We start from the raw sequence: 12,419 nt of genomic DNA, 5'->3' as shown, positions 1-12,419 counted from the left end.
GACTGCTGATGGATACCCGATTTCTGGAGACATTTCTCGTTGTCGTTGAGCGCGGTTCGCTGGCGGAGGCTGCGCGCACGCTCAACGTGACGCCGGCTGCTGTCGCCCAACGTATCAATGCGCTGGAAGCCGAGATCGGTCATACGTTGCTGCAGCGCAACGGAAGAACGGTGCAGCCGACCATAAACGCAGCGGCGATTGTCGAGCAGGCTCGGGTGATCGTGGGGCAGGTCAATGACCTGCGCAGCATAGCGGCGCTGGACCGGCCTGTCGGCAGGTTGCGCGTTGGCGCCATTCCTACAATGGTCACCGGCCTCCTGCCGGGCGTCTTGCGTCGGTTCGTGCAGCAGTTTCCGGGTATCGACTTTCATATTGTCCCAGGATCTTCCGCACAGTTGCTCGCCATGGTGCAGGAAGGCAGCCTCGACGCCGCGTTCATCGTGGAGCCACCCTTCGACCTTTCAAAAACCTACGAATTTCGTACAATCCGTACGGAACGAATGATCGTCATCGCGCCCCCAGAAGAGCCTTCCGACGATCCGTTCGAGATCCTGCGCAGCAACAACTTCATCCGGTATGGTCGCAATCACTGGAGTGGCCGTCTGGCCGACAGTTATATGACCCGGCACAATTTGCGTCCGCATGAACAGATCGAACTCGATTCTCTGGAATCAATCGCCATTATGGTGAATGAAGGCATCGGTGCATCGCTGGTTCCAGATTGGGCCCCGCCTTGGCCAGCAGGATTGCGGTTGCGCAAGATTTCGCTTCCGTCGCCCGCGCCGCAAAGAAGAATCGGGCTTATCTGGGGGGCTTTGTCGCCACGCGAGCGCCTGATCAAACGCCTGCTTCGAGCATTCGACGACGGCGTTACTGTGCCTAGAGCGCGCGGCACCCTGCATTCCGAAATTGGGAACGTAAGGTCGGCTTCTCTCTGAGAAGAGAAAAACTTCCCTTTGGTTCCTGTGGCGCAAAATGGCGCCCAAATTGACGTAGGAAAACGATGTCCAGACCATTTCATCTTGCTTTTGCTGTCGATGATCTTGACGCAGCGCGAACCTTTTATGGCAAAGTCCTGGCCTGCCCCGAAGGTCGTAGCAGCGCGACCTGGATTGATTTCGATCTCTACGGGAATCAAATCGTTACGCATCTTGTCCCGGACGCATGCAAAGCTGCCGGGGGTGGAGCGGTTGACGGTCACAATGTTCCAATCCCGCATTTTGGCGCAGTCCTCGAGATGTCGGAGTGGGAAGCGTTGGCCGGACGGCTGAAGGCTGCAGACGTTCGCTTTGGAATGGAGCCTCAGGTTCGGTTCGTTGGGCAGCCGGGCGAGCAGGCTACGATGTTCGTCTTCGACCCTGCGGGAAATGCCCTTGAATTCAAGGCATTCAAGGATGATAGCGCGCTGTTTGCACGCTGATCTTCGTAAGGCGGATCCGGTAGAATTCGCCTTGTTCTCCGGCTGATACTAAAGAAAAACGGCCGCATCGATTTCGATGCGGCCGTTTCTTCATTCAGAGATGGGCGTTGATCAGTAAGTCGCGTTCACCCGGAAGTAGTAGTAGCCACCATTGAAACCGATCTGGCTTGCGTAAACGTCGTAAGCCTCGGCGTTGTAATAGCGACCGTCCATGGGCAGTTTTTTCGGCATCCGGTTTGTCAGGTTGTTTGCGCCTACAGCGAGATGTACGCGAGGGAGAACCTGATAACCAAACTCAATGTTCGTCGTCCACACCGGGGGGTTGATAAACTGGAAGAAATGGGTGGAAGAGTATGCATAAGGACCTGACTGGTAGGTCATCATGTCTTTCGTCTGGCCCCAACGCATTTCCTGAAGCATGACGTCGAACTTGTCGCGTTTCCAATGCGCGCCCATGATGATCTTGCTGCGCGGCGTATTGCTTGTGAGATAGGAGATTCGCTGCGCATTGAGCAACGGATTGCCGTTGGTGTCATTTCCAAGGTGCGTTAGCGTGGTGCGGTTGAGATCGATCCCAAGATTGAGGTCGAGCACTCCGTTCTTTTTCATATCGAGATGATAGTTGGATACGATATCCAGTCCCTGCGTTCTGGTGCTCGCGCCGTTGGAGTAATAGCTCGCTGTCACGGCGCTTGCCGCGATGGACGAGGGCACCTGAATGCCTGACGCTTCAATTGCGTTCACGGCCTGTTCGCCGGAGTATGTTCCGCCGTTCACAATCCGGTCGCGAATGTTAATCTGATAGACGTCCGCCGTAATATTGAAGTTTTTGATCGGTCGAATGACGACGCCGCCGCTCGCATTTGTCGAATATTCGGGCGTAAGCGGCACTGCGCCCAACTGCCGTGCAGCCGCGGAGTTCACCGCGAGCTGACCGCCAGCGTAGGTGGGGGCTACACCGAGGGTCGCATAATGCTCTTCAGCGAGCGTCGGGGCGCGAAATCCGGTGCTGATCGCGCCACGGATGGCGAATTGTGGCGTGAAATCGTAGCGCGCGGCAATCTTTCCAGTCTTGGCGTCGCCTGCGTCCGTATAGTGCTCGAAGCGTCCCGCGATATCGACGTCAAGATGCTTGATCGGTTGCATGTCGACATCAAGATACCCTGCGTAGACATCGCGATACCAGATGCCTGCATTTGTCGGTGACAATCCGACGAGTGCCTGAGATCCGGCTCCGTAGTAAGATGCAGGGTCGCCCGCGCTCATCCGATAGCTTTCCATGCGGTGTTCAGCGCCGAAAGCGACGTTGATCGGTCCCGCCATGAGATGGCCGACCGGAATGGATCGCTTGAAGTCGAGATTATTGGTCCACTGCGTGGAGGTCAGTCCACGCAGGTGAAAGTTGGTGGGCGTGTAGCCGTAAGTCGCCAGATAACTCAAATTGGCGGAATTCGTCTGATTGATATTGAATATATCTTCGCCGTAGGTGCTGCTTAAATCCCAGCCAAAGCCGAGAAAATCGTCGCCCTTGACGCCTACCGTGGCGGCAAAGTCGTTTTCTTCCGATGTGTCGACAGGATCAAAGCCCCAGGGATAATAGCTGGGCAGCGGCGTCTGTGTCGCGGTACGGAAGAACTGTGGAGATTCTGCGTGACGATGGCCGTAGATGACGTTGCCGTAGAAATAGGCCTTGTCGTGGAGAATGGGCTTGCCCCAGTTGATCGCGAAATTTTCGCGCGTCTGATCAGGCTCGCCCAGCTGATGGAAATCTTTGCGGCCCGTGCGGCTGTCGACCAGATCGTGTGAGGTCAGGTCATTGTGCTTGAACTCAAAAGCCATACGTACAAAGCCGTCGCTGCCCCATTTGAAGCCATGGTCGCCACGCAGCAGATAAGTGAAACCGTCACCCGCGTAGTTTGCGCCGACCAGCCCCTGTTCAGACCCGCCTTTGGGACCTTTTTTCAAGATGATATTCACGACGCCCGCGATTGCGTCAGAGCCGTATTGCGCCGCGGCGCCGTCTCTCAGAACCTCGATGTGGTCGATCATGGCGACCGGGATCATGTCGATGTCGACGGGTGTTTCCCCGGAATCGGGACCTTTGTCCGAGTTGATGTTCGCCGTCGTATGGCGACGCTTTCCGTCTATCAGTATGAGGACCTGATCAGGATCAAGGCCACGCATCCGGATCGAAGAACTCAACGCTCCCTGGTCGGTCTGATGGTCCTGCATGTTGATGGCTGGATTGACGTTAATCAGAGCCGAGCCAAGATCCGGCATGCCGGTTGAAAGCAGAGTCTGCGATGTGATGACGTCGATCGGCGCGATGTTGTCGGTCACTTTGCGGGCGACATTTCGGTTGCCGGTGACCACCACCATTTCGTTCGGGGAGGATGTGGAGGAACGACGCGCACCGGCCGCTGGAGCAGTCAAGCGCCTTGTGGGGCGTGCGGGAGCGGATGCGGGCGTTCCGGTAACTATCTTTTGGGCGGAGCCGTGAAGTCTGGCGTTGGTCTCTGCACTGTTTGTTGCAGCGAGAAGCGGTGACGAGGCATAGACCGTGATGAGGGATGTCGCGATGAGGGTATGCGGTAGATAACTTTTAGGACTAGGCGTCACTTCTATCCCCTTCCCGGGTATGCGCGGAGCATGAACGCGGCGCTGAGTTGTGGAATGACCAGAGGTCGCCTCGCCCGAAACAATGGCGGGTTGATATGGGGTCAGCTGGATGTGGTGTTTATTGCGAAACCGCAACACATTGAAGCCCAGAAATTGTGTCTTCAATGCCAAAGAATTCTTGCGGCGACGCTTTCGTTGGAAGATGTGGCCAACTGAGGTTTGCGATATATCGGTGGTGAGTTTCGATGATGGCAGGTTCGAATTGGACGATTGTGAAAGCTGTCAACTCGGAGTTTCCTTGGCGTCTGCAGTGCCCCTGAATAAATCCAATTTGAAAGTAATTATTCCGATATTTTTTATATTTATTTAAATTATGCAATTTATTTTTTGTTTGTCGTAAGATTTTTTTGAATATTGTGGTTTTTTATTTTCCAATTAATTCTTCGATCAAATCGATATTATAAGGGATTATTGACGCAACCCGAATTCGGACGATCATGCCTGCACTGCGGCGACATTCTTTGTTTGTTCTGATGTAATGGAATGGAATGCCTACGCGATAACGATACAACACGGTTTCTATGAGCAAGCGGCTATGCGCAGCTTACTTGCCAGCCCGACGGTCACGATCCGGAGGGGCGGGTGGCCCAAACCATACCGTCGCATCGGAAATTACGTGAAAATAAAAAAAATCTCTGAGACATGCGCTAGTGGCGTTGCTCTGGGGATGCGGAGAGACGCGCTCGAGAAAGAGTCACTGAGTTCGAAAGCAACGTAATCTGCGAGCGGATAACTGTTGAGTTGGAGCTGGTTTGCTAAAGGTTCACGCCACGATCGCCAGTGCAGCTTCCATGACGAAACGATATAGCGAGCTAGGACGCCCGGAGAAGAATGCGCAGAAAATAAGATGACATCGCCTGTCTCACAAGCAGATGATTTTGGGACGTTTCATAATTTGTCTGATTCGCGGTCTGACCTGTACCTTGTTGATTGCTCTTACCAGTGGCAAAAACGGAAACATTAAAAATGGCTATCTGGGCTTCCTTGCCCCTCTTGAGAGCTGAGGAGTAATTAAATGTACTATTTTGTTATTGTGCAAACAAAAGAAAAGCTGTCCCAATCAGACGATTACCGTACCTACATTCAATACGATGAAACTAATCTGGGTAATATTGAAGAAAATGTTGTCAGGCCTTACCTAAAAAATCAAGAAATTCATTTCGAAGGCAATTTTATTGAAAAATCTAATATAAGGGGGATATCCATAAAAAAATCCACAAGACCCATCAAGTTTCTTGTAGATGAGGCGTATTCTCGTCTTGGTTCCGGTGTAGTTGTAGTCATTACATCGGAATCAATAGTTCGATCCAGTAACGGATTAGACGACATAACTATATCTGTTTTTGACTCCGTTAAAAAATCCCTATTTTCAGATACGAGTGAGGGTAAAAAGACGAAGCCGATTAACCCTTCTTCAAAAAGGATTTTTATTGTTCACGGACGCGATGACCTTGCAAAAACGGAAGTTGCTAGGTTGATTGAAGCGCTGGGCTTGGATGCTGTAATATTACATGAACAAATAAATTCCGGTAAAACTATAATTGAAAAAATCGAGGACGAAACCGATTGTGGATTTGCTATAATTTTATACACTCCATGCGACTTGGGACGCATGTCCTCCGAAGTGGCAGAACAACCACGAGCGCGCCAGAATGTTATTTTTGAGCATGGATATCTGACCGCAAAATTGGGGCGTAGACACGTATGCGCCTTGAAAAAAGGGGATGTTGAAACCCCCTCCGATATTAGCGGGATTGTTTACACGGATATGGATAAGGGTGGTACGTGGAAATATATAGTTTGTCGTGAACTTCAGGCGGTCGGCTTTGTTATAGATATGAATAGAGTTCGCTGAATTTATTATGAGACCTTCTCTTTGAACTCACTCGTTGGGTATGGATTCATTTTTATAAAACGGGCTCCTGAAACACTGAGGAGCCCATCAAAGTAAAATCTATACCAAGACGTCGTCGCTGTCTTTGTATTTGGAAAAAATTCGTTCACAAAAACTGGAACTGGTGATTGTACCTTCGTTTGCACCGTCCATTTCATAATTCGAGTATGCTTGACTCAAATAAGGACGAGCCTCCTCGTAGTAAGAAACATGAAGTCGACGAAGAATTTCGGTGAATTGAGGAATATCAGGGGAATCCCACTCCCCTTGAGTGAAATTTTTTACGAAAAAATCACCTGGATACAAAATCGTTAAAAGTAATTCTCGACCATCCGTGCCAAGATAGTCGCGCAAATGATTATCTTTTCTGTCTTTTGAAGCATCGTGGAAACAACATTTTTTTTGGTTGTGTACGATTTTGAAATTCCTCGGACCGTAATTTTCTCCTGCTTCCCACTCTAACCAACCATTTTTTTCATCCACACGCTCTCCGCATTTGTCGCATCGCCATGCAGTCAGGGGCTTGTGAGACATCTTTGACCTAAATCCTTCTTTGGTTAGGTTACACCGCAATTTGAATGCCACTATTTATTATATGAGGAAACCGCGAACGCGATTGAGGCCTGCGCATTTTCAGCATGGCGTGACTTACTGCGAAATATTATGTTCTTACGCTCTGACATCCGGCTCAGCGACCTTCGGAACCCTGCGACTAAAAGGAGCAGGGCTTGCCCCTTTGGGACACGGCAGACGCGAGCGACACCATCCCACTTTGCTACAATGGCCCTAGGTTCGTCTTTCTCTGCAAAGGCACTCTGAGGGCGACGTGAGGCATCAAGGGTGACCCCATGACTAAACTCGGAGGTATCAACTCTGACCCGAATCACCCTGAATCGATTAAGATTGATAAGGCAAAAAATGCCTACGAGGTTTTTCCCTCCCTCATGGAAGGAGGTCTGGCCGGCTCCGGACCCTAATAAGAACTCTGGGCTTGCCTTCTCCAAAAGACTACTCCAGAATCGCTCTCCAACTCAGAATTTTGGGCTAATAAAATTTAACGATTCCAAGGGTTTAGTCGATGGAATGGCGGAGAGAGTGGGACGCCGCTCAAAGTCAACAAAATAGCTATTGAAATCAAAGTCTTAGAAAGATAATTCGAGTCATCCGAAACGGTTGGTGCTACAAGCCAGCGTAACAAGCCGCTGGTGGATTTCTAGGATGCTTCACGCGGGCGCGTTGTCAACGCTTGCCGGAGGGGGGAGCGTGCCTCAGATGCCCGCTTCCGCCCCCCTTTGATCCGTGCGAGTGTCGGGCTATGGACAAGCTGCTTCTCCTGCCTCTGATCGGTTGTTTACTTTGCACTACGACCAGCTTTGCACAGGAAGCGCCGGATCGACCTCCGGGCCTTCCAGATGCTCGGGTCTCGTATCCGATCCAGTTCAAGCCGCACACCAGCCAAGCTACTATCGAGCGGACGATCATCCGGGGCGAATACGCCTGTTACACGTTCATTGCGCGCAAGGGACAGCGGTTAGACACGACGTTAGACGATGGACCAGAGCAGAACGTCTACCTTTCGGTATTCGAGCCGGGATACAAACCGGCGAGGAATGAGATAACCGGGGTTTACGGGCTGACGGGAAAGTCTCTGCCGGGTCTGGACGACGGCACGGAGGAAAAAGAGGCTCATACGATCCTCCCGACGTCAGGGAAATATATCATGTGCCTGACGACAGGGCGCGGAGCCGGAGGTCATTTCAAGACCGTGATCCAGATAAGGTAGCGCTTTGAAAAGCGCCCTTGATCTCACGCGCTTCAGGTTCGAGCAGTAGTCGCTTTGCGTCCTCAGTCCTCTGCTTCCGCTTCACTTTCTGATCGCCAACTGTGTTGATCAGGTAGGTGACGGCGAATGAGTTATCCGCATCGGCGTATCTATTTAGATTGTAGCGTTTCCAAAATGCGCATGAGGCGGTGATCGCCATAGGCAGCGTCGCCAAATCCTTGGGACGTCCAACGAAATCGACATCTGGCAAAACACATAGCGGCCCGCGATTATCTTTGAACTGTTCTGCGCTGCGCCGCTGGATGTCATACGCCTTAACTCTGCCGCTCGTCTGTCCATAGTTGTAGCGACCAGTGACCTGTATAAGCCCGCGTCCCTTGTATCTCTCGCCATCGCCGGGTTGAGTGTTGCCAAGGTCGCGGCGGCCTTCGTAGGCGCTACCGCTGGCCTCTTCTTCGAGATCGCAGAAATCCCAGCTTTCTACGGAAGTTTGGCCGAGAAAATGCGCCTTACGCAGACGAGTATCCACGCCCCACGAATCAAGCGTCGGATCGAGATACATCGCCAGAAGCCGCAAATTCGCCTCTTGTCGCGCGGCTTTGTCGCCCCGGTAATGCGGGACGAGGCGGCGAAGAAGCATGTAATCGATACAGTGCATGGGCGACGATCCAGTGTAATCTAATAATTAAGGTTATCGCTTCGACAGCGTTCACGACAACCTTGCTATAGGTGGGGCGAGCGATTCCAAGCATCGGCTATGTCGTCGAGACGAGCGGCGTTATTGAAGTCGATTTGAAATCAGGCGGGGGCTGTAATGCCACGTTCATCCGGAAGGTCAGATAGTAGGTGAAACGCTACGAGGACGCGCTATCTGAAGTCCTGTCATTCGTCTCCGAGCAAGTGCCGGGGCCGAAGCCACGCGAATTGACCGAGGCCACCGCGCTTCGGGGCGATCTTCGAATGTATAACGACGACGCCGGAGACCTGATGCGCCGCTATTTCGAGCGCTTTCGCGTCAAGGATGACGGGTTCTGCCTTGGGGAGTATTTCCCGGAAGAAGGCGAGGGCGTCATCGGCGCACTTCTGTTCGGCTTACTCAACAGGAAGCGCCCGAAGGCTGAGCCTAAACCTCTCACTGTCGGTATGTTGGCGCAATCCGCATCGACAGGCGTTTGGGACGACTAAGGCGGTGGATGCTGGGGTTTTCGGAGCGTGCTATTTCAGAGCGGGCGTCACCGCGTCGTCTGTGTCGTCAATCGAGAGAATGCATAGTTTAGCGTCCACGTCGAAGCGACTCACACCCAGGTATTCAGAGAAGTTCCGTAGTTTGATCGTGACCGTCTTCGAGGTCGGATGCGTCAGCGCCTGATAGGCTTTGGCGCTACGCTGGATCGCCGCCCGATCATTGTCGTCCCACTCTCCCGGAAGCTTATTGATCGTCCCCATGCCGATGGTCAGGAAAGGCGTGTCACACTCTTCTGCCCGAAGTCCCTTTTGCGGCAGATGGACGCCGATTGCGAAGTGTCCTGAGTCGTCGAGGGCCTGTAACCCCTCACCCTCAAAGATCAGTGATGACGTGGGAAGGCGTATGGTCGCCGTTACTTCCGTGCGTGGACCCAATGCAGGATCAGTAGCTTGCGCCATGACAACAGTCGGCAGCGTCAGCGGCGTTCCTAGTGCTGCGATTATAGCGCCGATGCGTCTTAAACTGGTCATACGCCCATCTTGCCCGTTGTCTGCTTTCAGGCGATCAGCAAGGTCTAAAAAATACGCCAGTGTCAAACCTAGCCGGAGCCTACCATACAATGAGGGGCGTTCTTACAGGCTTGTTGGTAGCCACAATAAGCGGCGCAGCGCATGCTGGAAGCCTCGTGCCGTGTTCGCACTGGCCCGAGACGATTGCGGCTACGAAGCTCAAAAACGCGGGGAAGATCACGCAGGGCGAGCTTGGGACTCCGAACGTGACGCACGAACTTCTGGCGTTTCAGAAGTTCGACAAGGATACGGCGCGAGAGGTTTACCTACTGACCTTCAAGCGCCCTAATGGCGAGACGATCAAAGTCATCACACAAAACGACGTCACTACAGAGGAATGCTCGGGAAGCGGCGTTAGAGTGTTTGTTGCGGATCAGCTTGGCCCGTCTCAGATGATGGACCCAAAAGAGAAGGGGCCTACGCCTTAATCTCAGATATTACTTCCGACGGGATTTCTGTGTTACGATAGGAGCATGACGACAAACAATCTCGACCACAGCGACACGGCCTCTGAGTTTGATAAAGTTAAAATTTGGAAAACCGACGAAAACGACAAAATCCTACTTGAATGCGTGATAATTAGCGAAAATATTGTGACGCACTCGAAGGGGGACAAAAAGAAATTGCTCTTGGGTGCAAAAATTGAATTACACGACAACTTCATTGACGTTTTCTTCAGTAAACATATAGATTTTAATGGCCTAAGGCTTGATAAAATTACGTTCTCCAATTGTTCAGAAAACTACAATTTAACGAAACCCGAGAAATCATTTGCCCGACTACATATGAGAAAGTTTGATGAAACCGTCGGCCACCGTCGGTCTTACTGGATTTATGTGCGCCCTTTTGATCCGAAAAATGTCGAGTAGCTATGAGTGCGAGTTCCCCCATTAGCTTCGACGCGTGAGGGAAGCCAGCCGCTTATGAATATCCATGACGAGCGTCGAAAAATACCAATCCAGATTGATCGGTGTCACTTCATAGTCTGGACAACACATTCCTCACACTCGCAGCACTCCACGCACCGCCCCTAGCCGTCATAATTCCGCGCTCAGTCAGTCCGGCAGCAATCGCTCGCAAGCTCATACCCTGACCTTGCATCTCACGTATGACGGGCATCACACGCGCCGCGAATGCATCGGCCTTCGATACCTGGGTTTCGCGGCCAAGCGCAGAATCAACCTTCGGGCCTCCACGCCAGCCACCTAAAGCCGTCCCGCGTTCCTTCGCCGCAGCAAGCGCCGCTTTCGTTCGTGCTGAGATAGCTTCACGCTCTTGTTGAGCCACCAGCGCCATGATGCCAACCGTGAAGGCGTTCGCCTCCGGCATGTCCGCAGCGATGAACTGAACCCCGGCATCCCTCATATTGATCAGGAACGCCGCATTTCGCGACAGGCGATCCAGTTTGGCGATAATCAGCCTCGCGCCAGTCAGTCGGGAAAGCTCAATCGCCTTCGCCAATTCAGGACGATCATTGTTCTTGCCGCTCTCAACGTCCGTGAACTCACCGACCAGCGACCACGAGCCACCGTTGAGATAATCCGTCACCGCCTTGCGTTGAGCGTCTAACCCAAGACCCGAGCGGCCCTGCCGATCCGTCGAAACACGATAGTAAGCGATGAACCGACCGTCAGCCATAAGTTATCCACACCCGTATAAATTCAGACTACCTTCGTTGCCAATGTTTATACACGCATCGGACGACACTGGAAGCCACCGAGACGCACGCAAAAAATAGATTTCAGACACGACAATGAGACGGGAAAATAGGAAGCGCCAAATCAGGCCGAGATCGTCGCCACCGGGAGATACCGTCGTCGGAAAGGCGTCATGCTCATCACCGGAGGGGTCATTCATCGGTCATGGAGGATGGGGCGAGGGCATCGATCAGGCAGAAGCGAAATACGGTCGCCGTTTTGTCGTGAAGGATAGAAGAGCGGCACGACGCATCGTGCCTTTCCGCCATCCCTGAATCTGCAATCGATCAGGCAGAAGCCAGATCGTGAAATTAATTCACTATTTTACGTGGTATAATAGAACCAGCACCACAACCTTTGCAGGACCAGAAACGCCATGAGCAAGCGATCTTACAACCGAGCCAATACGGCCTCGTGGGATGAAGCAGCCGAACTGAATAGCCGTGGCCACACCCAAACCGAGATCGCCGCTAAGCTTGGCGTCTCAGAGCGATCCGTCGCGACGCATCTACCAGCGGCTCTTGAGAGACGCCGCAAGGCTATCGCCGCGTCGCCAACTGGATCGGCCAGCACATCACCAGTCCCAAGCGTCGCTATAGCGACAATCCCTGACGTCGCCGACCGTGAAGCGGCAACTCGACACTGGCGACAAACAGCTTGGGCCGACACGCAAGCACTGCAAGCGCGACTGAGGAGCGAGATGTCGAACCCGGCACCGGACGCCAAGGCCATACGCGCATTAAGCGCCGGTGCGGAGGCATTACGCAACCTTATCCGCACTGGCGCGGAGGTTCTTGAGGTAAGCAAGCAGGCCGCAGATATCATCATTCCCGAGCTTGTCGTCAGAACGATCAGCGACGAGGAAGTGGCCGACATGCGACGCCGCCAGCGCGCAGAAAACGGCGACTTGGATGACGCGGACCTTGCTTTGATGAAAGAGAGCTTGGCTGACGAGTCTGCCGAGGGCGAGCTTGTCGTCGAGTCTGACGAATAACGTGGATGTATCAAAAAAGACGAAGTCTTAGATTTTTTGGAAAAACCCTCCATCCATAGCAGTCTGTGACGGCCCGGCTTTCCGAAATCCAGCAATCACCGCCCCGTTAACCCCCTGCCAATATATACGGGGCCACACGTTCCAAAATCCGGCAAAATACCCGACTGGATCGAATTTTGTAGAATCCACGCATTCGA

At 52.6% G+C, this 12,419-nt stretch carries 13 protein-coding genes; 8 read left to right on the top strand and 5 right to left on the bottom strand.

All coding sequences use genetic code 11. From position 1 onward, the window contains the following. The first annotated feature begins 8 nt into the window (after positions 1-8). Both HK28_RS07455 and HK28_RS07450 read left to right on the top strand, forming a co-directional pair. Entirely contained in the window at positions 9-938 is a 930-nt protein-coding gene (locus HK28_RS07455) for a LysR family transcriptional regulator (RefSeq protein ID WP_086643976.1), read from the top strand. 65 nt (positions 939-1,003) lie between these two features. Further along, on the top strand, positions 1,004-1,420 hold the full coding sequence (locus tag HK28_RS07450; protein ID WP_086643975.1) for a VOC family protein: 417 nt from the start codon (positions 1,004-1,006) through the stop codon (positions 1,418-1,420). A gap of 111 nt (positions 1,421-1,531) precedes the next feature. Here HK28_RS07450 and HK28_RS07445 read toward each other — a convergent pair whose 3' ends face one another. Beyond that, on the bottom strand, positions 1,532-3,853 hold the full coding sequence (locus HK28_RS07445; protein ID WP_143217359.1) for a TonB-dependent siderophore receptor: 2,322 nt from the start codon (positions 3,851-3,853) through the stop codon (positions 1,532-1,534). Between the two features lie 1,261 nt (positions 3,854-5,114). Here HK28_RS07445 and HK28_RS07435 point away from each other — a divergent pair. After that, entirely contained in the window at positions 5,115-5,954 is an 840-nt protein-coding gene (locus HK28_RS07435; protein ID WP_086643972.1) for a TIR domain-containing protein, read from the top strand. A gap of 99 nt (positions 5,955-6,053) precedes the next feature. Here the strand turns inward: HK28_RS07435 and HK28_RS13760 are convergent, their stop codons facing one another. Then, the gene (locus HK28_RS13760; protein ID WP_143217358.1) at positions 6,054-6,527 is read right to left on the bottom strand and encodes a hypothetical protein; all 474 of its coding nucleotides are present in this window, start codon (positions 6,525-6,527) and stop codon (positions 6,054-6,056) included. A 781-nt stretch (positions 6,528-7,308) separates the two neighbouring features. Between HK28_RS13760 and HK28_RS07425 the strand changes: the two genes are divergently transcribed. Then, the gene (locus HK28_RS07425) at positions 7,309-7,776 is read left to right on the top strand and encodes a hypothetical protein (RefSeq protein ID WP_086643970.1); all 468 of its coding nucleotides are present in this window, start codon (positions 7,309-7,311) and stop codon (positions 7,774-7,776) included. Here HK28_RS07425 and HK28_RS07420 read toward each other — a convergent pair. Beyond that, complete coding sequence (locus HK28_RS07420) at positions 7,751-8,338, bottom strand: peptidoglycan-binding protein (RefSeq protein WP_143217357.1); 588 nt, start codon at positions 8,336-8,338, stop codon at positions 7,751-7,753. The genes HK28_RS07425 and HK28_RS07420 overlap by 26 nt on opposite strands. A 284-nt stretch (positions 8,339-8,622) precedes the next feature. Here HK28_RS07420 and HK28_RS07415 point away from each other — a divergent pair, with 284 nt between their 5' ends. Beyond that, positions 8,623-8,961, top strand: coding sequence for a DUF1493 family protein (locus HK28_RS07415; RefSeq protein ID WP_086643968.1), 339 nt, complete (start codon positions 8,623-8,625; stop codon positions 8,959-8,961). 30 nt (positions 8,962-8,991) lie between these two features. Here the strand turns inward: HK28_RS07415 and HK28_RS07410 are convergent, their stop codons facing one another. Then, complete coding sequence (locus tag HK28_RS07410; RefSeq protein WP_086643967.1) at positions 8,992-9,492, bottom strand: hypothetical protein; 501 nt, start codon at positions 9,490-9,492, stop codon at positions 8,992-8,994. 89 nt (positions 9,493-9,581) lie between these two features. On the opposite strand from HK28_RS07410, the gene HK28_RS07405 reads away from it, so the two are divergent. Together HK28_RS07405 and HK28_RS07400 are read left to right on the top strand one after the other, a co-directional pair. Further along, positions 9,582-9,959: a hypothetical protein gene (locus tag HK28_RS07405; protein ID WP_086643966.1), complete on the top strand. Its 378-nt coding sequence runs from the start codon at positions 9,582-9,584 to the stop codon at positions 9,957-9,959. Positions 9,960-10,004: 45 nt separating this feature from the next. Further along, a complete protein-coding gene (locus HK28_RS07400) occupies positions 10,005-10,400 on the top strand; it encodes a hypothetical protein (RefSeq protein WP_086643965.1) in 396 nt (131 codons plus the stop codon). 109 nt (positions 10,401-10,509) lie between these two features. Here the strand turns inward: HK28_RS07400 and HK28_RS07395 are convergent, their stop codons facing one another. Beyond that, the gene (locus HK28_RS07395; protein ID WP_086643964.1) at positions 10,510-11,169 is read right to left on the bottom strand and encodes a recombinase family protein; all 660 of its coding nucleotides are present in this window, start codon (positions 11,167-11,169) and stop codon (positions 10,510-10,512) included. Positions 11,170-11,604: 435 nt separating this feature from the next. Here HK28_RS07395 and HK28_RS13755 point away from each other — a divergent pair, with 435 nt between their 5' ends. Continuing rightward, a complete protein-coding gene (locus tag HK28_RS13755; RefSeq protein WP_143217356.1) occupies positions 11,605-12,222 on the top strand; it encodes a hypothetical protein in 618 nt (205 codons plus the stop codon). Positions 12,223-12,419 lie beyond the last annotated feature (197 nt).

It is taken from the genome of Acetobacter sp. DsW_063, from assembly GCF_002153745.1.
In the GTDB taxonomy this organism is placed as follows: Bacteria; Pseudomonadota; Alphaproteobacteria; order Acetobacterales; family Acetobacteraceae; genus Acetobacter.
This window is presented reverse-complemented; position numbering and strand designations above follow the sequence as displayed.